The 22,829-nt window shown below is 69.7% G+C and carries 18 protein-coding genes and 1 tRNA gene; 11 read left to right on the top strand and 8 right to left on the bottom strand.

Annotation, left to right across the window (positions count from 1 at the left end; translation table 11 throughout):
* Nucleotides 1-36 precede the first annotated feature (36 nt).
* The 4 genes from FNH04_RS12995 to FNH04_RS13010 all read right to left on the bottom strand — a co-directional run bounded on the left by FNH04_RS12995 (nt 37) and on the right by FNH04_RS13010 (nt 4,423).
* Nucleotides 37-1,440 carry a type I glutamate--ammonia ligase gene (locus FNH04_RS12995; RefSeq protein ID WP_152783634.1) on the bottom strand — a complete coding sequence of 468 codons (1,404 nt, stop codon included), beginning with the start codon at nt 1,438-1,440 and terminating at the stop codon, nt 37-39.
* A gap of 30 nt (nt 1,441-1,470) precedes the next feature.
* Nucleotides 1,471-2,283 (bottom strand): SAM-dependent methyltransferase, encoded by an 813-nt coding sequence (locus tag FNH04_RS13000; protein ID WP_322722992.1) that lies wholly within the window; start codon nt 2,281-2,283, stop codon nt 1,471-1,473.
* A 239-nt stretch (nt 2,284-2,522) separates the two neighbouring features.
* Complete coding sequence (locus FNH04_RS13005) at nt 2,523-3,959, bottom strand: MFS transporter (protein WP_152783638.1); 1,437 nt, start codon at nt 3,957-3,959, stop codon at nt 2,523-2,525.
* Nucleotides 3,960-3,994: 35 nt separating this feature from the next.
* Entirely contained in the window at nt 3,995-4,423 is a 429-nt protein-coding gene (locus tag FNH04_RS13010; protein WP_152783640.1) for a DUF3291 domain-containing protein, read from the bottom strand.
* A gap of 140 nt (nt 4,424-4,563) precedes the next feature.
* Here FNH04_RS13010 and FNH04_RS13015 point away from each other — a divergent pair, with 140 nt between their 5' ends.
* Together FNH04_RS13015 and FNH04_RS13020 are read left to right on the top strand one after the other, a co-directional pair.
* The gene (locus FNH04_RS13015) at nt 4,564-5,184 is read left to right on the top strand and encodes a MerR family transcriptional regulator (protein ID WP_152783642.1); all 621 of its coding nucleotides are present in this window, start codon (nt 4,564-4,566) and stop codon (nt 5,182-5,184) included.
* An 806-nt stretch (nt 5,185-5,990) separates the two neighbouring features.
* A complete protein-coding gene (locus tag FNH04_RS13020) occupies nt 5,991-6,782 on the top strand; it encodes an NPP1 family protein (protein ID WP_152783644.1) in 792 nt (263 codons plus the stop codon).
* Nucleotides 6,783-6,784: 2 nt separating this feature from the next.
* Here FNH04_RS13020 and FNH04_RS13025 read toward each other — a convergent pair whose 3' ends face one another.
* A complete protein-coding gene (locus FNH04_RS13025) occupies nt 6,785-7,774 on the bottom strand; it encodes a TauD/TfdA dioxygenase family protein (protein ID WP_194236657.1) in 990 nt (329 codons plus the stop codon).
* A 148-nt stretch (nt 7,775-7,922) separates the two neighbouring features.
* Between FNH04_RS13025 and FNH04_RS13030 the strand changes: the two genes are divergently transcribed.
* The 4 genes from FNH04_RS13030 (at nt 7,923) to FNH04_RS13045 (ending at nt 13,769) form a co-directional block, all read left to right on the top strand.
* Nucleotides 7,923-7,996, top strand: a tRNA-Pro gene (locus FNH04_RS13030).
* Between the two features lie 973 nt (nt 7,997-8,969).
* Nucleotides 8,970-11,093 (top strand): glycoside hydrolase family 2 protein, encoded by a 2,124-nt coding sequence (locus FNH04_RS13035; RefSeq protein WP_152783648.1) that lies wholly within the window; start codon nt 8,970-8,972, stop codon nt 11,091-11,093.
* A gap of 201 nt (nt 11,094-11,294) precedes the next feature.
* Nucleotides 11,295-12,779, top strand: coding sequence for an aminotransferase class V-fold PLP-dependent enzyme (locus tag FNH04_RS13040; RefSeq protein ID WP_322722993.1), 1,485 nt, complete (start codon nt 11,295-11,297; stop codon nt 12,777-12,779).
* A gap of 168 nt (nt 12,780-12,947) precedes the next feature.
* Nucleotides 12,948-13,769 (top strand): DUF427 domain-containing protein, encoded by an 822-nt coding sequence (locus FNH04_RS13045; RefSeq protein ID WP_152783650.1) that lies wholly within the window; start codon nt 12,948-12,950, stop codon nt 13,767-13,769.
* A gap of 31 nt (nt 13,770-13,800) precedes the next feature.
* Here FNH04_RS13045 and FNH04_RS13050 read toward each other — a convergent pair whose 3' ends face one another.
* Complete coding sequence (locus tag FNH04_RS13050) at nt 13,801-14,553, bottom strand: DeoR/GlpR family DNA-binding transcription regulator (RefSeq protein WP_152783652.1); 753 nt, start codon at nt 14,551-14,553, stop codon at nt 13,801-13,803.
* Between the two features lie 319 nt (nt 14,554-14,872).
* On the opposite strand from FNH04_RS13050, the gene FNH04_RS13055 reads away from it, so the two are divergent.
* From FNH04_RS13055 to FNH04_RS13070, 4 genes are all read left to right on the top strand, one after another.
* Nucleotides 14,873-16,150, top strand: coding sequence for an extracellular solute-binding protein (locus tag FNH04_RS13055; RefSeq protein ID WP_322722994.1), 1,278 nt, complete (start codon nt 14,873-14,875; stop codon nt 16,148-16,150).
* 178 nt (nt 16,151-16,328) lie between these two features.
* Complete coding sequence (locus FNH04_RS13060) at nt 16,329-17,219, top strand: carbohydrate ABC transporter permease (RefSeq protein ID WP_386574093.1); 891 nt, start codon at nt 16,329-16,331, stop codon at nt 17,217-17,219.
* A gap of 50 nt (nt 17,220-17,269) precedes the next feature.
* Nucleotides 17,270-18,049, top strand: a complete 780-nt coding sequence (locus FNH04_RS13065) for a carbohydrate ABC transporter permease (protein ID WP_152783666.1) — start codon at nt 17,270-17,272, stop codon at nt 18,047-18,049.
* Nucleotides 18,050-18,292: 243 nt separating this feature from the next.
* A complete protein-coding gene (locus FNH04_RS13070; protein ID WP_152783654.1) occupies nt 18,293-20,107 on the top strand; it encodes an ABC transporter ATP-binding protein in 1,815 nt (604 codons plus the stop codon).
* Between the two features lie 38 nt (nt 20,108-20,145).
* Here the strand turns inward: FNH04_RS13070 and FNH04_RS13075 are convergent, their stop codons facing one another.
* Nucleotides 20,146-21,774 (bottom strand): CocE/NonD family hydrolase, encoded by a 1,629-nt coding sequence (locus tag FNH04_RS13075; protein ID WP_152783656.1) that lies wholly within the window; start codon nt 21,772-21,774, stop codon nt 20,146-20,148.
* Entirely contained in the window at nt 21,771-22,388 is a 618-nt protein-coding gene (locus FNH04_RS13080) for a TetR/AcrR family transcriptional regulator (RefSeq protein ID WP_322722995.1), read from the bottom strand. The genes FNH04_RS13075 and FNH04_RS13080 overlap by 4 nt, the downstream gene beginning before the upstream one ends.
* A 90-nt stretch (nt 22,389-22,478) precedes the next feature.
* Between FNH04_RS13080 and FNH04_RS13085 the strand changes: the two genes are divergently transcribed.
* Entirely contained in the window at nt 22,479-22,787 is a 309-nt protein-coding gene (locus FNH04_RS13085; protein WP_228031334.1) for a ferrous iron transport protein A, read from the top strand.
* Nucleotides 22,788-22,829: the final 42 nt, after the last annotated feature.

Here is a 22,829-nt window from a genome sequence, read left to right on the forward strand (position 1 = left end):
GGCTCACGACTGGGTGGACTCCTCTGGTGGGGCCGGTCAGTACTTCCAGCGGTACGCCGCCGCCACGCCCTCGTCGTCCAGTCCGGCCACGGCCGCGCTCTCCCCCTGGCGTACGGCGACCACGGCGTCCGCGAGTACGGAACCCAGCGCGGTCACGAGTACGTCGTCCCGGCGGAACTCCTCGACGGACTGCTCCAGTGACGTCGGCAGACGGCGTACGCCCCGGGCCTCCGCCTCGGTGGGAGCGAGCCGTGCGGGATCCCCGGTGGTCTCCTCGGGCAGGGCCGCCCCCGAGTCCAGGCCGTCGAGCCCGGCGGCGACGAGGCAGCCGAGGGCGAGATACGGGTTGGCGGCCAGATCGACGGGTTTGACCTCCAGGTTCGCCTCCTGGTCCTGGCGGCCCGTCGTCCCGGTGATGACCCGTACCGCGGTCTCGCGCGTCTCGTGCCCCCAGGCGTTGAACACCCCGGCCCACTGGGAGGGCCTGAGCCGCAGATGGCTGGCCGGGGACGGGGCCGTCACGGCCGTCAGCCCCGGCAGATGCGCGAGCACGCCCGCCGTGAACGACTCGGCCTCGGGCGTCATGCCGTACCGCCGGTCGCCGCCGGCGTGCAGGTTCGCCCCGTCGCGCCAGGCCGAGATGTGGACATGGCCGCCGTTGCCGACGCCCTGCGCGAGCACGGCGGGGGAGAACGACGCCCTGAGCCCGTGGCGCTGCGACACCGCCCGGATGGTCTGCCGCACCAGCACACTGCGGTCGGCGGCCGCCACCGGGTCGAGCGTACTGACGGAGATCTCGAACTGCCCTGCCGCGTACTCGGGGTGGATCTGGTCGACGTCCACGCCCTGGGCCGCGAACGCCGTCAGCAACTCCAGCAGGTAGTCGCTCAGTTCGACCTGCCGCGTGGCGCTGTAGGCCGGGCCGCTGACGGCGGGGACGAACGCGTCCCCGGGTGCCGAGGCCTGTCCGACGGCCCACTCGACCTCGATGGACGCCTTGAACTCGATGCCGTGGCGCCTGGTCGCGTCCGAGACGGTACGGCGCAGGAAGGTCCGGCTGCACGCGGGGTACCGCGCACCTTCCTGGGTGATCCGGTCGACGGGGGCCCACGCCCAGCCGGGCTGGGCGGACAGGACCACCACCTGGTCGAGGTCGGGGTAGAGGCGCAGATCGCCGTCCGGTGAGCCGAGCACGTCGGTGGTCACGATGGAATCGTCGGCGAGGAACGTGTCGAACACCGGTGACATCCCGACGCCCCAGGCCGCCGCCGAGGCGAGCCGGGACACCGGGATCGTCTTCACCCGGCCGATGCCCGCGGTGTCGACATAGGCGAGGACGACGCCGTGCACGCCCTGTGTGGACAGGTCCTTGGCGTGGGCCCTGGCCCGGGCGACATCCTTGGGCCGTCCGCCGGGGACGGGATCGGCAAGGGTCGTCATACGTCCTCCTCGGCGGGCTCGGCGCTCCGCTCAGGGTTTCACGGCCACCGCTCCGAACTGCGGTACCACGACGGAGGAGGCGGAGCCGTTGCGCCAGTGCGAGCACGGCACCATGCCCGGTTCGAGCAGTTCCAGACCCTCCATGAAGGCCGCGATGTCGGCGCGGCTGCGGGCGATCACCGGAGGGGTGGCGTTCTCGTTCCAGAACTCCATCGCCGGGATCTGCCCCTCGCCGCCGAGGTCGGCGTCGAACGTGGGGTGCGTCAGGACCAGGAAGCTGCCGGACGGGACCGCGGCCATGATCCGCCGTACGATGTCCCGCGCCTTCTCGGTGTCCAGGACGAAGTTGAGGATGCCCAGCATCATGACCGCGACGGGCCGGGTGAAGTCCAGCGTCCGCTCGGCGCGTTCGAGGATGGTGGCCGGGTCGTGCACGTCGGCGTCGATGTAGTCGGTGACGCCCTCGTGGTTGCCGGTCAGCAGGGTGCGGGCGTGCACGAGCACGATGGGATCGTTGTCGACGTAGACGATCCGTGACTCGGGCGCGATCCGCTGGGCTATCTCATGGGTGTTCTCCGCCGTCGGCAGCCCGGTGCCGATGTCGAGGAACTGCCGCACCCCGCGCTCCCCGGCCAGGAACCGCACCGCACGGCCCAGGAACTCGCGGTCCGCGCGGGCGATGTCCCGGATGATCGGGAACATCGAGGCGACGTGCTCGCCGACCTGCTGGTCGACCTCGTAGTTGTCCTTGCCGCCGATCCAGTAGTTCCAGACGCGGGCGTTGTGCGCCACGCTCGTGTTCAGCCTGCCCGGCCTGCCCGACGGGCTGTGCTGGTCACTCACGTCGTTCCCCTCTCCGCGTACCACGCGCTGTCCTGGGTGTCCGCGTCCGGCGCGGGGGCGCGGGAGCGTCGCCGCCATTGTGCCGCCCGGTGATCAGCATGTCCCGCGAATCGGGGAGCCGGTGCCTTGCCCGCACACGTCGAGGGATCGTCAACCATGAGAGCCGGCAACGAAGATGGCCGCCCCGCGCGTCCCACGCGCCGGGCGGCCACCGCACCGTGACGGATGCCCGGTCGTCCTCAGTCCTCCTCGGCCCGCGGCCCGCGCGGGATGCCGAGCGCGCACAGCGCACCCACGAACACCACGGCCACACCGACCCACACCGCGGGGTGCAGCCCGTCGACGAACTCCTGCGGCGTACGCGTGCTGCCGTGCGCCACGAACACGGTGCTGAGGACCGCGATACCGAGGGCGCCGCCCACCTCGCGGACCGTGGTGTTGGCACCGGACGCCTTGCCCGCGTGCTCCTTGGCGACCGAGCCGAGGACGACCGCGGCCGTCGGGGCGAACACGAAGCCCATGCCGATACCGGCCACGATCATCGGGCCCACCAGGGAGGAGTACGAGGTGTCGGTGTCCGCGACGAGGTTGATCCAGCCGAGTCCGACGCCCTGGAGGAACAGTCCGAGGGCCATCAGCCGGCCGCCGCCCACCTTGTCGGTGAGGAGTCCGGCGACGGGTGCGACGAACATCGGCATGAGCGTCCAGGCCAGGGTGCGCACACCGGCCTCCAGCGGGGTGTGCGGCGGCACGACCTGGAGGTACTGGGCGAGCAGGAAGAGGGAGCCGAAGACGCCGAAGTACATGGCCGCGGAGACGACGTTGGTGAGGGTGAAGGCCCGTACCCGGTAGAAGGACAGCGGAAGCATCGGCTGCGGGACCCTGGCCTCCCAGGCGACGAACACGGCCAGCAGCACCGCGCCGCCCGCGAACGCGCCCAGCACCGTTCCCGAGGTCCAGCCGTCGGTCTCGCCGTGCACGATGCCCCACACGACCGCGCACAGTCCCGCCGCGGCCAGCACCATGCCGACCAGGTCGAGGCGGGTCCCGGGCAGGGAGCTCTCGCGGAGGGCGAACAGCACCAGCGGGATGGCGATCACACACACCGGCACGTTGATCCAGAAGATCCACCGCCAGTCGAGGCCGTCGACCACCGCGCCGCCCACCACGGGGCCCATCGCGACGGCCAGACCGCTCACCCCGGACCACACGCCGAGCGCCATTCCGCGCAGCCGCTCCGGAACGGCCTGGGACAGCAGGGTCAGGGACAGCGGCATCACGGCCGCGGCGCCGACGCCCTGGAGGGCGCGGAAGGTGATCAGCTGCTCACTCGTGTCGGCGAGACCGCAGCCGATGGAGGACAGCGTGAACACGGCGACACCGGCCACGAAGACCATGCGGCGGCCGAACCGGTCGCCGAGCGCCGCCCCCGTCATCAGCAGACAGGCGAAGCTGAGGACGTAGGCGTTGACGAACCACTGGAGCTGCTGGGTGGTCGCGTCGAGGTCGACGGCCAGGGTGCGCAGGGCGGTCGAGACGACCAGGTTGTCGAGCGCGACCATGAACATGGGCACGCTGGACGCGACGATCGCGAGCCACAGCGGCACGCGCCTGCCCTCGCCCGGCGGGGCGGCGGCCGCTTCCTCGACGTCCGGGGTCTTTTCGGAGAGCGTCATGGCGGAGAACTCCTGTAGAGGGCTGGGTGGAGAGGTCAGGCGGCCGCGGGTCCGCCGGCGTTTGCGGCGTCCGTGCGCTGTTGCTCGGCCAGCCGGTGCCGGGCGTCCGCCCAGTCGATGGGCAGGTCCGTCGCGGGGACCTCCCAGAACGTGAACACCGAGTGGCTCATCGTGGGCCGCAGGCCCTTCATGATCGAGCGGTGCGGCTCGGTCTTCGCGTAGGCGTACAGGGCCTTCCTGTCCTCCCACGCCGACAGCGTCCAGAAGGTCCGCCTGAGCGGTTCGGCGACCAGGGAGGCGCCGAAGGCACCGGGCGCGCCGGTCACCTGCTTCCAGGCGGCGAGGGACCGCAGGAAGAAGCGCGGTACGTCGGCGAGGGAACGGACCTCCAGACGGGACGCCATCACGAACGCCGTGGCGTCGGGGGCGGGGGTGTCGACGGTGGTCCAGCGCAGGGTGGGCATGGCTGCGGCCTTCTTCCGGCAGAGGCGGAGGCGGGAGAGATGAATGCAGGGCAGGGCAAGGCGGAGGCCCTGTTGTTGGATACCTTCGCTATCCATGTTAGACAGTGGAGGTATCCAATGACCAGAGCGGAGCCCTCCCGATGCGCATGTCCGACCTGAGCCGCCGCAGTGGCGTCTCCGTCACGACGATCAAGTACTACCTTCGCGAGGGCCTGCTCCCGGCCGGGCGGCAGCTGTCGGCCACCCAGGCCGAGTACGACGAGCAGCACCTGCGCAGACTCCGGCTGATCCGCGCGCTGATCGGCGTCCGGGGCCTTTCCGTCAGCACCACCCGGGACGTACTGCGGGCCCTGGACGAGCACGCGGGCGACACCCACATCCTTCTCGGACTGGCCCTCGGGTCGATCCGGATCGTGGAGGAGCCGGAGGAGGGCACCCCGGAACCGGCCGAGGTGGGCGCGCTCATCAAGGAGCTGGGCTGGCAGGTGCACCAGTCCGCACCGGCCAGGGCCGCACTGGCCGAGACCCTGACCTCGCTGCGTACGCTCGGCACCCCGCTGGAGTGGCGCACGCTGCTGCCGTACGCACGGCTGGCCGAGCAGACCGCGGCCGTGGACCTCGACCAACTGGACTGGATCGACGACCCGTTGGAGGTCGCGGAGCGGGCGCTGCTGCTGACCGTCCTCCTGGAGCCCGCGCTGCTGGCGCTGCGGCGCATGGCCCAGGAGAACGAGTCGGCGCGGCGGCACGCCGAGGACTGAGTCGGCCCAGCTCGCTCAGCAGCCGGGCCGCCCGGACGATGACGCCGGACTGCGGCGGAGTCGCCTTCCCCCTGTGCAACACACGCGGGACCGTGGTCGCGGCCGTGAGCGCGGTGACCCACACGGACGCGTTCCGCCCAACACGACTGGCGCCGCTGGTCTCCGCCACGGCCGACGCGGTGTCCCGGCACGCACGGGCCTCCTCCGGACGGCGAATGGCGGGCGTGGGCGCGTGACAGGCACTCCCGCACCGCGTACGTACCGTGCTCTCGGCCGGAAGGCAGCCCGGGGCGCGGGCCGAACCGGCCGGGGCCCGGTCGGAGCCTGCCGGGGAACGGCGCTCACCCGATCTCGCCGACGCACCGGGTGAACGGGCCGCCCCATGAGTGCCCCGCCCAGTCCGGCGGCGCCGCCGAACGAGCCGCGAGGCGATCCCTCCGCGGCGGCGCCAAGGGCACGGTGGCCCTCGGCCGTTGATGACAAGGCGATGCGGCCGGCCGACTCGTCAGGGTCGGCCGCGCCCGCACTCGACTCGGCTCACGCGCCCGCACCGACTCGGCTCACGCGCCCGCACCCGGACTCGGCTCACGCGCACGCACCCGGCTCACGCGCCCGCTGAACCGGGCGTGCCGGGCCCACGCGTCCGGACCCTGAAGTCGGCGTCTTCCAGGTGTGGTTGAGGCTCCCGGCCGTGCCGGAAGACCCCGGCCGCCACGAGACCGGCTCCCGCACCGATTCTTCACGGCGGCGACCCTGTTCCGGCTCTGTTCTGGGCATGTCAATACTGCTTGAATGCCCAGACCCCCATGGCCGACCAGGAGGACGCCTTGAAGACGAGTGCGCGCAGGCTCCGCAGATTATCCGTCGTTCTCGGCAGCGCGGTCGCGCTGGTGATCGCCTTTCCGGGCAGCGCCCTCGCGGACCCGCCCCAGGCGTTGCCGGCCAACGCGGACGCCACGGAGCAGACCTGGCAGCCGGCGTACGACTACGACACGGACGGCTGCTACCCCACGCCCGCCATCGGCCCCGACGGCACGGTCAACGGCGGACTCAGCCCGACGGGCGCCCTCAACGGCCAGTGCCGTGACTCCTGGGACCTCGACAACACCAACGGGTACGCCCGCTACAAGTGCAACAACGGCTGGTGCGCCGTGATGTACGGCCTGTACTTCGAGAAGGACCAGGCCGTGGCCGGCAGCAGTCTCGGCGGCCATCGCCACGACTGGGAACACGTGGTCGTGTGGGTGCAGAACAACGCGGCCCAGTACGTCTCCACGTCGGCCCACGGAGGCTTCACGGTCCACACCCGCGACCAGATCCGCTGGGACGGCAACCACCCCAAGATCGTGTACCACAAGGACGGAGTGAGCACGCACGCCTTCCGCCCCGCGAACTCGGCTGACGAACCACCGGAGAACCACGAGGGCACCTGGCAGTACCCGCCGCTGGTGGGCTGGAACGGCTACCCCGCGGGGCTGCGCGACAGGTTGAGCGCGTACGACTTCGGCAGCGCCAACTTCGGCCTGAAGGACGGCAACTTCAACAGCCACCTCGCGGCGGCCATGCCATCGGGCATCGCGTTCGACCCCTACGTCTGACGCTACTGGTTTCGGCTGTCGGACGGCCGGTGCAGGAGCGCCCCGGCGATCGGCTCGGACGGTGTGCCCGCCACGCCGACGGGGATGTCCCCGGCCGTCATCACCCGGTGCATGATGCGGGGAAAGTCCAGGTGGGCCGCGTCGCTGGGGGCGAGGTGGATCGTGGCACGGTTGTCCCACAGGGCCACGCTGCCGGGCTCCCAGCGGAAGCGGACGGTGTACTCGGGCCGTGTCACCTGCTCCACGAACATCTCCAGCAGCAGCCGGTTCTCGGCCCGGGAGACGCCGACGATGTTCTCCACGTAGTACGGATTGACGTACAGCACGCGCTCGCCGGACTCCGGATGCACGCGGACCACCGGGTGCACCGAGGCCACTTGGTGCTCCTGGAGGTGCCGCACGTACGCGTCGGGGCCGGAGCGCGGAAGGTACCCGACCCCGAGCCGGTGCTCCGCGCGCAGACCGTCGGCGAAGCGCCGTACGGGTTCGGACAGCCCCGCGTAGGCGGTGGCCAGATTGGCCCAGGTGGTGTCCCCGCCGTACGGCGGCACCCGCTCGGCGCGCAGAATGGTGAGGGCCGGCGGGTCGATCCGCGCGGTGTGGTCCGCGTGCCAGCCGCGCAGCGTGGAGTGGCGCCGGCGCTCCAGCCACTCGGTGTGCGACATGCCGTGCCGCCCCGCCAGCTCCAGCCGGTCGGCGGTCGTCTCGACCTGCGGGAAGTCCGCGGGGGAGGCGGAACCGCGGGACCGCAGGGTGACCGGCTCCCCGAAACGCCGGGCGAACGCGATGTGCCCGGCGTGGTCGAGCTTCTGGTCCCGGAAGAACACCACCTTCCAGCGCAGCAACGCCGCACGGATCCCCTCGACGGTCTCGTCCTCCAGCGGTCCGCCCAGGTCGAGACCGTGGATCTCGGCCCCGATATGCCCGGCGACGGGCCGCACATCGAGCCCCCCGGGCCCGTTCGGGTACGTCTCCCTGCCCACCTGCTCCACGCGACACTCCTTCGCCGTCGACCCGTGCCCGGTCTTCCCCCACCGGCGCCCGGGCATGCCGACCGAGGCCGCGGAGAGGGGCGAGAGTTCCTGCCCGAATACGGTAGGGTTGACGTGCGTGATCACGCGGCTCACCCGCGTGACGCATCGGGACGTGGCGCAGCTTGGTAGCGCACTTGACTGGGGGTCAAGGGGTCGCAGGTTCAAATCCTGTCGTCCCGACTTGTGAAAGTAGCAGGTCGGAGGCTGTATCGCGATTGCCGATACAGCCTTTTGGTCATTTTTGGGACCGATGCGGTCTCCCGAACTCTCTTCGCAGAAGGACGGTTGGTCGGCAAGGAGCCACGTCACCACGCTGTGGTGGTCCTTGTCGCCGAAGGCGGTTCGCGGATCGCCTGGGCGTGGGCGGCGCGGGTGTCGTCGTTGTCGTCTCCTCCTGAGGACGTGGGCCGTGCGGGCGCACGGCGGCCGGCTCCCGTGCGGGAGGGTACGCCGGTCGAGCGGACGGGCAGGACGGCGATGGGCCTCCAACCACGCGCTGTCAATTCCCGGTCGCCGGACCGGCACCCGCCGAGCGGCATCGCCCCGGCAGGCCGACGATCTCCCAAGAGGGCAACCGAAGGTCCGTCCGGCCGAAAAGCCAGACCTCCGGAGCGATGCCACGGCCAATCGTCACTGTCAGGTGCCGTCCGACTGACCGCGCGGTCATGTCTACGCAGTCACGCGCCCGCCGTCAAGAGTCCGGAGCATATCCGTGACGTCAGGAGGAGGCAGGGAGAGAGGGCGGGGCGTCCCCGCATCTCTGCCCGTCCTCACTGTTGACGGCGAGGGGCTGACTGCGTAGACATATGCATGCGTGATCACGCACCCTGCCCCGGAGCGATTGCCGAGGGGCTGGTCGGCCAGTGGGCGACTGGAACGACGCCGGTGTGACCACGTGGCAGCGCTTCCCCATGGCCTACGGCCGCACCGGTTGGTGCGCGTCGAGCGTGTCCAAGAGCCGCACCTCATGCGATGACGGCGCCGTGATCCGGGAGAACCGCCGACTGGACGCGGGGTGCGACCGGGGCAAGCGTCTCGATTACCTCGCGCAGGCGGTCAGCCCGATCCGGGTGCCTCCTGGCTGCCGCGATCGTCGGCGTGACGCCGCATCAACACGACCTTCTACTCCACCTCTGCGGAAGTGAGTTCTGAAATGACGGGTTTCCCTACGCGCCGGCAGGTGCTGAGCGGTACGGCTGGGGGCGTGCTGGTCTCGTTGGCGGGGATTGTGTTTGCCGATGCCGCGTCCGCCGCGACGTACACGGCGCCGAATCCTCGTGCTTGGATCCACATCAACAATGGGTGGCGCTTCATCAGACAGGACGTCGCGGGTGCGCAAGCGCCCGGATTCGATGACTCCGGATGGACGCCGGTCAACACGCCCCACACCTGGAACGCCGACGACGGTGCCGACGGCGGCAACGACTACTACCGCGGAGTGGGCTGGTACCGCCGCCATTACACCGTGCCGTCCGACCTGGCCGGGAAGAGGCTGTACCTGCAGTTCGCCGGGGTCAACCAGGTCGCTGACGTCTGGGTCAACGGCACGTATCTCGGGCAGCACAGGGGCGGATACTCCCGGTTCAGGTTCGGCGTCACCGGTGTGCTCGTCCCGGGCGCGGACAACGTGATCGCGGTCAAGGTGACCAACGCCCGCGACACCGGCATCGCGCCGGTCAGCGCGGACTACACCTTCGAGGGCGGCATCTACCGCAACGTGAGTCTGTGGGCCACCGACAACCTTCATGTGCGGATGGAGGACTACGCAGGCCCCGGCGTCTATCTGCGGCAGAGCAGTGTGAGCGCGGCGTCGGCCACGGTGAGCGTGACGACGAAGCTGTGGAACGACAACAGCACCGCCAGATCGGTGGTCGTCCGTACCGTCATCGCCGACAGCAGCGGCACCGTCGTCGCGGACGTCCGCAGCACCGCGCAGACCGTCGCCGGGGCCGCCGGCGCGGAGGTCGGACAGACCGTCAGCATCGACCGCCCACGCCTGTGGAACGGCATCGCGGATCCCTACCTCTACAACGCCAGCGTGGAGATCCATGACGTCACCGCGGGCGCGGACCGGATCACGGACGTGGTGACCGAACGCCTGGGCCTTCGCTCCTTCACCGTCGACCCCGACACCGGCTTCCACCTCAACGGCAGCCACCTCCACCTGCACGGCGTCAACCTGCACCACGAGCGGGCCGGCAAGGGCTGGGCGATCAACGACGCCGAACACACCCAGGACTTCGACCTCATCCAGGAACTGGGAGCCAACGCCATCCGGATGGCGCATTACCAGCACGACCAGAAGGACTACAGCCTCGCCGACGAACGCGGGCTGATCGTGTGGGCGGAGATCCCGCTGGTCAACTCCGTCACCGACTCGTCCGCCTTCACCGCGAGCACCCAGAACCAACTGCGTGAGCTGATCAGGCAGAACTACAACCACCCGTCGATCGTCTTCTGGGGCATCGGCAACGAACTCACCGATTACAACGGCACCACCACGAACAGACTGCTCGCGTCACTGGCCGGCATCATCGAATCCGAGGACCCCGACCGGCTCTCCACCTACGCGGTGCGCAGCGAAGACCCCGACAACGCTCAGGCCGGGCTGCACACCCGGGTAACGGGCTTCAACAAGTACTACGGCTGGTACTACGGCTCCAAGGACGGCGAGCTCGGCGCGTGGGCCGACAACCTGCACGCCAACTCCCCCTCCCGCAGGATCGGCATCTCGGAGTACGGCGCCGGCGCCAACACCACCCAGCACGCCCTCAACCCGCCCAGGCCCACACCGGGTGGTTCCTGGCACCCCGAGGAGTACCAGGCGCTGTTCCACGAGGCGTACTGGAAGCAGCTCGCCGACCGTTCCTACATCTGGGGCACGTTCGTGTGGGCCATGTTCGACTTCGCCTCCGACGGCCGCAACGAAGGAGGCCGGCCCGGGATCAACGACAAGGGCCTGGTCACCCGCGACCGGCAGATCCGCAAGGACGCCTTCTACTGGTACAAGGCCAACTGGGCGAGCACTCCGACGCTCTACATCACGAGCCGCCGCTGGACCCAGCGAACCGACGCCACCACCGAACTGAAGGTCTACTCCAACGCGGACAGGGTCACCGCCGCCCTCAACGGCACCTCCCTGGGCGCCGTGAGCAGCGGAGACCGTGTCTTCAGATGGGCCGGCGTCACCCTGAGGCCGGGACGTAACACCGTCACCGTGACCGCGACCATCAACGGCTCCACGTACACCGACACGGTCGACTGGACTCTCGGCTGAGCCCCTTCGGGTCCGTCATGGCCCGCGCCGGCAACGAGACGGAACTCGGGAAGCTGGGGCAGTCCTCGTAGAGACGGGGTGGTGCATCTCTCTGCACCACCCCCTGCGCGCGAGGAGCGCTGGAGCGGAGGATGAGGGAAAACCGTGTCCCCGTCCGCGCACAGGACTCGGGGGCCGGACCGGTCGACCAGAGGGGGACTTGTGGAGAAGGCCCGGACCAGCAGCCACTTACGCGGCACCGACCAGGCCCGCGCCTGTCCGGCGGAACCCGCCGCTCACGACCATCAAGGCGCGTGCGGCTTCGCCGAGTTACGGGCGAGCGAGTTCGGCTACCTCGACGAGGGCGGTCACACCTACCTCGACCACACCGGCGCGGGGCTTCCCCCGCGCTCGCTCGTCACCGCGAGCGCGGAGCGGATCACCAGCGGCTGCTACGGCAATCCGCACTCCGAGAGCCCGGCCTCCCGTGCCTCGGGAGAGCTGCTCGCCGAGGCACGCCGCGCGGTGCTCCGGCACTTCAACGCCGATCCCGGCGAGTACGCCGTGATCTTCACGCCCAACGCGACCGGCGCGCTGCGACTGGTCGGCGAGGCCTATCCGTTCACACCGCGCGACAGACTGGTGATGTCGCTGGACAACCACAACTCCGTCAACGGACTGCGGGAGTACGCCCGGGCCAGGGGTGCGACCACGGCGTACGTGCCGGTCCACGGCCCCGATCTGCGGATCGACGAGAAGCGGCTGACGGCCGCGCTCTCCGCGCGCGGCCGAGCACGCAGACGCCCCCGCGGGCTGCTGGCCTACCCGGCGCAGAGCAACTTCACCGGCGTACAGCATCCGCTGGAGTGGATCGAGCAGGCCCATGCGCACGGCTACGACGTAGTGCTCGACGCGGCCGCCTTCGTACCTGCCAACACTCTGGACCTGAGCCGGTTCCGCCCGGACTTCACCGTGGTCAGCTGGTACAAGGTCTTCGGCCACCCCACCGGAGTCGGTAGCCTGATCGCCCGGCGGGAGGCGCTCGCCGGGCTGCGGCGGCCCTGGTTCTCCGGCGGTACCGTCCACGCGGCCAGCGCCCAGGCACAGTGGCACGTCCTCGCCGACGACGAGGCGGCCTTCGAGGACGGCACGGTCAATTTCCTGGCCATACCGGATGTGGCGGCCGGACTCGACTGGATCAACGGCATCGGCATGGACCGCGTACACACCCATGTCACCCGGCTCACCGGTCAACTCCTGGCCGGTCTGCGTACCTTGCGGCACAGCGACGGATCGCCGCTGGTGCGCGTGTACGGCCCCGAGGGCAGCGACGCGGCGGCACGCGGGGGAACGGTCGCGTTGAACCTGCTCGGCGCGGACGGCCGGATCGTCGACGAACGGATCGTCACGCGCGACAGCGCCCGGCGCGGTATCTCGCTGCGCACGGGCTGCTTCTGCAACCCGGGTGCCGGCGAGGCGGCGTTCGCCCTGCCGTTGAGTCGGCTGCGTGCCGCGGCGCGCAGGCAACTCCACTCCATGGGGGACTACTTGGATGTGCTGCGGCTGCCTTCGGCCGGTGCCGTCCGTGTCTCGGTGGGACTGTCCTCGCAGCCCGGGGACATCGAGACGTTCCTGGCGTTCGTGACGGAGACCTACCGGGACCGGGCCCCGGGCGCGACGGGGCTGGCCGCGCGGGTGGGCTGCTGAGGAACGAACCGTCTCACCACCCGGCCCCTGCCGGTTCCGGCCACGGGATCGGAGTGCGCGGCGAGCCGAGACCGGGCTCTGCACCGGTCGGGAACCACGTGGTGATCTAAGGGACCCGCGACTACGTTGAGACATACCGTCGGCCGAGCCGACCAAGGAGAGCCGGTCATGACCACATTCCCCACCGCGCCGGACGTCAGGGCCACCCCGGAAGGACTCCTGTGGGAGCCCAGCGAGCGCTGGGTGCGCGGCCGCAAGGGCGACGTCACCGTCGTGGACAGCAGGCATCCGGTCCTCGTGTGGGAGCCCGACGTACCGGTGCCGCTCTACGCCTTCCCTCGCGAGGAGGTCCGCGAGGACCTGCTGCGCCCGGCGAAGAACCCGCCGACGGGCGCGCACACCGGATCGCGGATCTTCTACGACCTCGAAGTCGACGGTCATCTGCTGGAGAACGCGGCCTGGACGTTCCCCGCCGACGACCTGGCCGGTCACATCGCCTTCGAGTGGTTCCGGCGCAGCGGCAAGGGCCTCGACCACTGGTACGAGGAGGAGGAAGAGATCTTCATCCACCCCCGCGACCCGCACAAACGGGTGGACGCCGTCCCCAGCAGCCGCCATGTCCAGGTCGAGATCGACGGTACGGTCGTCGCGGACACCCGCCGTCCGGTCCTGCTGTTCGAGACCGGTCTGCCGACCCGGTACTACGTTCCCCGCGAGGACGTCCGCCTCGACCTGTTCGAACCCACCGACCACAGCACCGGGTGTCCCTACAAGGGCACCGCCGCGTACTGGTCGTGGCGGGGCGAGGCGGGCGTACCGCCGAACATCGTCTGGAGCTACCAGGAGCCGCTGCCCGCGGTGGGCGCCGTCACCGGACTCCTCGCCTTTTTCAACGAAGCGGTCGACATCACCGTGGACGGCGAACGCCTGGAACGCCCCGTCACCCCGTTCACCCGGCTGCTCTCGAGGCGCCCCGGAAAGAGAACCTGAAACCTAGAGCCGCCTGCCAGGACCGTCGGGCTCACACCTCCACCACATCGACCCCCGCCTCCCGCAGACGACTCCGCGTCGTCGGATCCGCAGGGGCGTTGGTCACCACGACGTCGAGGTCCTGCGGCCCGCACACGCGGGCCATTCCGGTGCCGGGGAACTTGCCCGCGTCCGCCAGCAGCACCACCTGGGCGCTCGCGGCGATCATCGCCCGTTTGACGGGCACCTCCACGGCCGTGGTGTCCAGCACCTGGCCGTCGGGGCGGATGCCGCTCGTGCCGAGGAACAGCCGGTCCGCGTGGACCTGCCGCAGATTGTCCTCGGTGAGGAAACCGACCAGCGAGCGGTAGTCGCGCCGGACCACACCGCCCAGCAGGATCAGCTGGACGTCCTTGTCGTCCTGGAGCTCCTCGTAGACGGCCAGGTTGCTGGTGATCACGGTCAGGGACCGGCCGTGCAGATGGCGGGCCACCCGGTGTGCGGTGGTGCCGATGTCGAGCAGCACCGTCTCGCCGTCCTTGACCAGCCCGGCGCACCAGGCGGCCAGCGCGTCCTTGGCCTCCACCCGGACCGTGGCCACGTCCGCGAACGGATCGTCCTCGCCGAGGAGCGGTACGGCGCCCCCGTAGACACGTTTGAGCAGTCCCTCCTCCTCCAGCTGCACGAGGTCGCGCCGGATCGTGGCCTGACTCGCCCCGACCTTCTCGGCGAGGGCGACCACCGTGGTGGGACCGTCCGCGCGCAGGACGCGCAGGATCAGCTCATGTCTTCGGTCAGCGAGCATGGCGCTGACCATACTCGCCAAAGTCGAGCAAAGTCACGCATCAATGTCTCGATCTGTGCTTGACCCTTGTCAAAGTCGCGCACCGGGTGCACTCTCTTGCGTAATTCGAGCCAGGCCCGGACCCCACTCCGGTCGGCCGAAGCGGAGAAGAGGCGTACTGCGCCACCACCGACGCGTCGGCACCGTCCGCGAGGACCAGCTCACCACGTTCCGGGCAGCGAGGTGCGTTCGCGGACACCGCCGCTCTCCAGCCATCCGGCATCCCGCCGCCCACGACTCGCAGGTCCCCGCCGGACACGCCGAACACTAGGAGAAGACCGTGGACCTTTCCCGCAGACGATTCCTCGAGGCCGCCGTCCTCGCGGCGGCGACAGCCGGCGCGACCGCCGCGTGCGGCGGCGGAGCCGAGTCGACCGGCGGTAAGGACAGCAAGAACCTGAAGCTCTGGTACTGGGCCGGCGGTCTGAGCGACAAGGTCGTCGCCGACGCCAAGAAGCACTTCTCCGGCACCACCCTCAAGGCGTCCGTGATCGGCGGCGACTTCAAGACCAAGCTGCTCACCGGCATGAAGACCGCCCAGACGGCCCCGGACATCACCGGCATCAAGGGCGAGGACATCGCCTCCTTCCTGCCGAACGCGAACCGCTTCCTCGATCTGAACTCGCTCGGCATGGACAAGCTGGCCCCCGACTACCTGTCGTGGAAGCTGAAGCAGGCCACCACACAGGACGGCAAGCTGATCGGCTTCCCCATCGACATCGGCCCCTGCGCGGTGTACTACCGCGAGGACATCTTCGACAAGGCGGGGCTGCCCACCGACCCGGTGAAGGTCTCCGCGCAGCTCTCCACGTGGGACGCCTACTTCGACGCCGGCGTCCAACTGCACAGGAAGGTGCCGAAGTCGTTCCTGATCAACAACATCGGCGCCGTGTTCTCGATGGCCATCGGCCAGGGCACCCGGCGGTTCATCGACGAGGACAACACGTTCATCGGCGACCAGGACCACATTCGCCAGGCCTGGACCACCGCCGTCAAGCCCTACACCCTCGGCATCGACGCCAAAATCAACGACAACACCTGGAACGCCGCCGTCGCCAAGGGCACCGTGGCCACCGGGCTGGGCGCCGCCTGGTACGCGCTGGACATCCAGAACGCGGCACCGGGCACCAAGGGCAAGTGGCGGGTGGCGAGCCTGCCGAGCGGACCGTCCAACCTCGGCGGATCGTTCCTCTGCCTCCCGGCCACCTGCGCCAACCCCGAACTGGCCTTCGACATCGTCAAGTGGATGCTCAGCCCCGAGAACCAGGCCCGCGGCTTCACCGACGCGGCCCTGTTCCCGACCTCCCCGGCCGCGTACGAGCTGCCCGCGCTGACCGGGGGCGATGCCTTCTTCGGCGGCCAGAAGACCATCGAGATCTTCGGCCCGGCGGCCGAGAAGATACCCGCCGCCTACGAGGCCCCGGCCGACGCGGCGGTCTCCGTCGCCTACTTCAACGAGCTGACGAGCATCGAGGCCAAGGGCAAGGACCCGGAAACCGCGTGGAAGGACGCGGTCAGCCAGGCCAAGCAGGTCGCCCAGCGGCAGGGAGTGAAGTGACATGTCGTCCAGCCCGGTAGCCGGACCGGCCCCCACCGGCCCGTCCTCCGGAGCCATGACCGGCCCCTCCGGGCAGCCGGCCCCGGACCGCCGCCGCGGTCCGGGGCGGACCGGCCGCCGGTTCCGGCCGGTGTCGGCCGGGGGGCGGAATGGGCCGCAGCGCGGGGCACGACGCGGGATCGCCCGGTACTGGCCGCAGTACCTGGCGGTCACGCCGTACTACCTGATCTTCTCGGTCTTCATGCTCTTCCCGATGCTCTACACCGTGTATCTGGCGTTCCAGAGATGGGACGGCATCGGGGAGATCCAGTTCGTCGGGCTCCAGCAGTTCCGCTTCCTGTGGGACGACCCGGTCTTCTGGCTGTCCATCCGCAACACCCTGGTCATCTGGGTGCTGTCCACCGTGCCGATGCTCTTCATGGCGCTGGTGATGGCGGTGCTGGTGAACTCCACCCGGCGCTTCACGGGTTTCTACCGCGTGGCGCTGTTCATCCCCAGCATCACCTCGCTGGTGGCCATCGCCATCTTCTTCGCAGCGGTCTTCAGCAACGACTTCGGGCTCATCAACGCCGTCCTGAAGGCGCTGCACCTGTCGGCCGTACCGTGGATGAGCAACGAGTGGACGATCAAGCTGGTGATCGCGGCACTGATGACCTGGCAGTGGACCGGCTACAACGCCATCATCTATCTGGCCGGTCTCCAGGCGATCCCCTCGGAGCTCTACGAGGCCGCCAGGATGGACGGGGCGGGTCCGGTGCGGATCTTCTTCTCCATCACGATCCCGCTGCTGCGGCCCATCATCCTGTTCACCGTGGTCATCTCCACCGTCACCGGTCTGCAGAGCTTCACCGAACCCCAGGTGATGTTCGGCAGCGACGCCTCCACCAACCCCAACTCCGGCGGACCGGGCCGGGCGGGCCTGACCACGCTGCTGTACTTCTACAACCAGGCCTTCGACAACAACGACTTCGGCTACGCGGCGGCGATCGTCTGGTCCTTCTTCCTGCTGATCCTGATCCTCGTCATCGTCAACTGGCGCCTGGTGCAGCACAAGGAGCGACGGCCGTGAACAGCCAGAACCGCAGGCGCCTGAGGGGCCTGAGCGTCCATGTCGTCCTGATGATCTGTGTCGTCGTCTCGGTGTTCCCCTTCTACTGGATCATCGTCATGGCGACCAACACCTCGCAGGACATCTACAGTTTCCCGCCCAAGTTGTGGTTCGGCGACAACCTGCTGACCAACATCGAGAACCTGTTCGCGAAGATGGACTTCTTCGGTTCGCTGCTCAACACGATGATCGTGGCGGTCGGTACGACGCTGCTGGTGCTGTTCTTCGACTCGCTGGCGGGCTTCGCCTTCGCCAAGTACGACTTCCCCGCCAAGCGGTTCCTGTTCGGTCTGCTGCTGGCGATGTACATCCTGCCGACCCAGCTGGCGATCATCCCGCAGTACGAGATCATGGTGCAGCTGGGCTGGCTGGGCACCCTGAAGGCGCTGATCGTGCCCGCCGCGGCCAACGCCTTCGGCATCTTCTGGATGCGCCAGTACACCAGCACGGGAGTACCGGACGAACTGCTCGACGCCGCCCGGATCGAGGGCGCCGGGTTCTTCCGCCAGTACTGGCACGTGGTACTTCCGTGTGTCCGCCCGGCCCTGGCGTTCCTCGGCATCTACACCTTCATCGCCGCCTGGAACGACTACGTCCTGCCGCTGGTGATGCTGGTCAATCCGGACGAGCTCACCCTCCAGGTGGCGCTGGCGCAGCTGTACGCGGGCCACTCCACCGACTACAGCATGGTGATGGCCGGCGTGCTGCTCGCGGTCATTCCCCTGGTACTGGTGTTCACCTTCTTCGCCCGCGGGTTCATCGCCGACGCCACCAAGGGTGCCCTGCGCTGACTCCGTGACCCTGTGTTCCAGCAGCGCTGACCAGCGGGTCTGCCGACAGCGGCAGGCCCGCCGACCGCGTTGTCACGACCGGGACCGCACCCGCCCGCGGCCCGTGGCCGCCCGAAAAACGCTTGGACTCCGCCGGAGCCGTCGCGCGACACTCCCCTTTCTGCCTCCCCGTACTCGCGCGACGACCTCGTCGCGGGTCACGCGGGGGGTCCGTCGTCATGCTCACGACACAACAGGGTTGGCATGGGAACGCCTGAATCGCGTGAAAATCCACCGCGTAGGGGCTCGGTGCTCCTCGCGCTTCGTTACTACGGACGGGAGTTGGCCCGGCTCCGCCGGCTGACGGTCCCCGCCATGTTGCTGCCGGCGCTGGGCAACATCGGCATCAACTACGTCGCGCCGCTGGTCGTCGCGAAGCTCGTCGCCCAGATCGCCGGTGACACCGACATCACCCTCGGCTCGATGCTGCCGTACGTCCTCGCCTTCGCCGGGATCCTGCTGCTCGCGGAGACGCTGTGGCGCATCGGTATTCACTGCCTGAACCGCCTCGACGCCCGCGGCATCGAGCAGCTGTACGTGGTCGGCATGGACGAGCTGTTCGCCAAGGACGCCTCGTTCTTCCACGACAACTTCGCCGGATCGCTGACCAAGCGGGTGCTGAGCTTCGCCTCCCGCTTCGAGGAGTTCGTCGACACGCTGGCGTTCCAGGTGGTGGGCAGCCTGGTACCCCTGGTGTTCGGGTCGATCGTGCTCTGGCGCTACGAACCGCTGCTCGTGGTCGGACTCCTGCTGATGATCACGGTGACGGCGGTGTGTGTGACACCCCTCATCCGCCGCCGTCAGGCGATCGTCGACCAGCGCGAGGAGGCCATCGCCCGGGTCTCGGGCCATGTCGCCGACAGCCTGATGAACATGGACACCGTACGGGCGTTCGCCGCCGAGGAGCGCGAGGCCGCCGAGCACCGGTCCCGCGTCGCCGAGTCGAGGCGGCTCTCGCTGAGGTCGTGGGACTACGGCAACCTGCGCATCGACACGCTCGTCGCACCGATGTCCGTACTGACCAACGCGCTGGGCCTGCTGCTCGCGGTCACGCTCGGCGGGGGCACCCATGGCGTGGAGGCGGTCGTGGTCGCCTTCACGTACTACTCCAACGCGACGCGGATCATGTTCGAGTTCAACCAGATCTACCGCCGCCTGGAGAGCTCGATGACGGAGGCCGCGCAGTTCACCGAACTGCTGCTGTCGCCGCCCACCGTGCTCGACCCGGTGTCCCCGGAGCCGCTGCTGTCCCGGGCCGCCGACGTCCGCTTCGAACAGGTGACCTTCACCCACGGGGGAGCGGAGCCGCTCTTCAAGGACCTCGACCTGGCGGTGCCCAGCGGCTCGAAGATCGGTCTCGTCGGCCGGTCCGGCGGGGGCAAGACCACCCTCACCCGGCTGCTGCTGCGGATGAAGGACATCGACTCCGGCCGGATCCTGATCGGGGGCCAGGACATCAGCAGGCTGCGCCAGGCCGACCTGCGCAGCCTGATCGCCTACGTGCCCCAGGACCCGGCGATGTTCCACCGCACCCTGCGGGACAACATCGCGTTCGCCCGGCCGGACGCCACCGAGGCAGAGATCCGCCGCGCGGCCGAGGCGGCACACGTCACGGAGTTCGCCGACGCGCTGCCCGACGGCTTCGACACCATGGTGGGCGAACGCGGTGTCAAGCTCTCCGGCGGACAGCGCCAGCGGGTCGCCCTCGCCCGGGCGATCCTGCGGGACGCACCGATCCTGCTGCTCGACGAGGCGACCAGCGCGCTGGACTCCGAGAGCGAGATCCTCGTCCAGGAGGCGCTGTGGCGGCTCATGGAGGGGCGGACGGCGCTCGTGGTGGCGCACCGGCTGAGCACGGTCGCCACCATGGACCAGCTCGTCGTCCTCGACCGTGGACGGATCGTCGAGCAGGGCACGCACCAGGAGCTGCTCGCGTCGGAGGGCGCCTACGCGAAGCTGTGGCAGCACCAGTCGGGCGGCTTCCTCGACGACGCCCCCGCACGCGTCGAGCTGAGCTGAACGCGAGGTGACGGCCGGTGCGCCACGGTGAGGACGTGTCACTCCACCTGGCGCACCGGCAGAACCACCGCCGACGGACGCGCCGCGTCGTGGAACACCCGCTGGTCCGCGGCGCGGAGCGTGACGGCGGTGGCCCTGGCTTCGCCGGTCCCGGGGTTGCGGTTGTAGCGGGGGAACGCGCCGCTGGAGACCTGGACGCGGATCCGGTGACCGCGCCGGAAGCGGTACGCCGTCGGCCAGAGCCGTACCTTCGCACGCGAGACCTCGTCGGCGCCGGTCACGCTGATCAGACCGTCGCACACGTTCTGTGAGCGACCCTCCGCGTCCACGTCGCACAGTCGGACGAACACGTCCGCGTACGGCAGGCTGGAGCGGAACCAGATCTCCGCCTCGACCTCGCCGATCACCTCGACGTCCTGCTCCAACTGCTCGGTGGTGTACGTCAGTACGTCGTCCCGGGCCTCCAGCTCGCCGTTGTCGACACGGCCGGACCTGACCCCTACCGCCATACGGACCCCGCCGACCGCAGGGGTGGGGTCGGCCGGGTCGTAGCGATAGCCGTCCGGGGCCGACTCGGCGGCCGGAGGCTCTGCGGCCAGTGTGCCGCCCGCGTGGAGATGGAAACGCCGCGGCTCGTATCCGGGCGGCGGCCAGGACGGGAAGTCGCGCCACCGCTCCTCGCCCATCACGAACAGGCGGACTGGAGCACGGTCGGAGGGCTGCTCGCCCCGGGCGAGGGCCAGCCCGAAGTCGAGGGCCTCGGCGGCCGTGGTCTGCCCCACGCCCATGGAGATGTGCGCCCAGGGGCCGACCGTGAGCCGGATGGGGGACCGACCGGCCTCCTGGAGTGTGCGGAAGTCGCGGATCTGGCCCGGCAGGAAGATGTCGAACCAGCCGCCGACCGTGCTGACCGGCACCGCTATGTCCTTCACCCGGTGGCTGTGGTCGAGGACCTGCCAGAACGGCGAGCCGGCGTCGTGGTCGAGGACGTTCCGGAAGTAGTCGGCGCGGCGGCCGATGGCCGCGGTGTCGGCCCGGTCGAGGGGGAGCGCGTGCCAGGCACGGCGCTCCTTCCGTATCCGCAGCGCCTGGTGCAGCAGTGCGAACGGGCGTTCCTGCTCGGCCACCTGGAGGCCCCAGCCGAAGGTCGCCTCCAGGGAGAACGACTCCTCACGCAGGAACTCCAGCGTGAACGCGGACTCGGACACCCCCGAGATCATCGCCTTGACCTGGGGCGGTACGGCATCGGCGACCGCCCACTGGACGAAACCGAGGTAGCTGCCCCCGTACAGTACGACCGCGTCACCGCACCAGGGCTGCGCGACCAGCCAGTCCAGGGTGTCCAGACCGTCCTCGCGCTCGCACCGCAGCGGGTCGAAGGGTCCGTCGGAGCCGAAGGTGCCGCGTGTGCTCTGCACCAGTACCTGGAAGCCCCGCTCGGCCAGTGGCCGGACCATCTGCGCGGCGATCATGCCGGATCTGCCGTACGGGATGCGGATCAGCGCGGTCGGCAGACCGTCCGCCCCCGACCTGGGACTCCAGCGGTCGGCCAGGAGGGCGGCGCCGTCGCGCATCGGCACCCGCAGACCGCGTTCGACGGCGAGATCCCTGGTCAACGGGGGCGGCAGGCGCAGCATGCGCTGGGTGAGACGGCTGCTCAGTTTCATCGGGCGTGTCCTTCGGCCGAGGGGGCGTGGTGGGTTCGGGCGAAGACCGCCCCGAGACGGAGAAGACGGTTCGTCAGTTCCTCCGGGTCGAGGGGGTCGTCGCCGTCGATCAGCCAGTCGTTGACGACCGTGCCGGTCCCGCCCGCGACGAACGCCGCCAGGTCCTGGGCCGTGTCCGGGTCGAGCTCGCCGAACAACTCGTGCGTCGCCTTCCTGTTGAGCGAGCTGAACAGGCCGTTCAGCGTCCTGGTCATGGCGAACGCGCACGATCCGGTCAGCATCGCGCGGTAGAAGGCGCGGTGCTCCGCGAAGTGCCGGGCCATCACCAGCACGCGGGGGCGCACCAATTCGGACGCGCTCTCGGCCCGCGGCAGCAGTTCGCGCCCGACCAGGTCGACCGCGGCCTCCACGAGGAGCGTGTCACGGTCGCCGAACTGCAGATAGACCAGCTGCCGGCTGACATCGGCCGCTTCGGCGAGGTCGGTGACCGGGATGGCCGTGGTGCCGCGCTCGGCCACCAGGCGCACGGCCGCCCGCATCATGGCGGCCCGGGAGCGCTGCACCCGCCTGTCCTGGACCGGGGCGCCGGATTCCTTCGATCGTTCGGTCTGCACGCGGACACGCTATACACCTGTCAAAAAACAGACAAGTGTTGAACATCTAATCCGTGGCGCGCGCGATGGCCGGGCGGGGAGGCTGTGGGCATGGCGATGGCTGACCTCCCCGAGTCGAGGACCCTGTCCGCCGGCAGCCGGGTGACCGTGGTCAAGGACCCGGCGTGGGACGGTCCCTGGCGGAACGAGTTCGGGGGCACGATCGACGCCGTGAGCGCGCCCGTGCCGGTGGACCACCCCCACGCGTACGACGGGGAACTGGAGTACTGGGTCGTCTTCGACGCGCCGCAGTACGACAGCGACGGGTGCGGCCCGTATCGCAAGGCCCGGATCTGGGGCCGCTACCTGCGCTCCGAAGCGGCGCCCCCACTGCATAGAGGCCCTGCCCGCCATGCGTAAAACAGGCCGCCCCGGCCGGAACGAATCCCGGCCGGGGCGGCG

The organism is Streptomyces phyllanthi (genome assembly GCF_009377205.1).
Classification (GTDB): Bacteria; Actinomycetota; Actinomycetes; order Streptomycetales; family Streptomycetaceae; genus Streptomyces; species Streptomyces phyllanthi.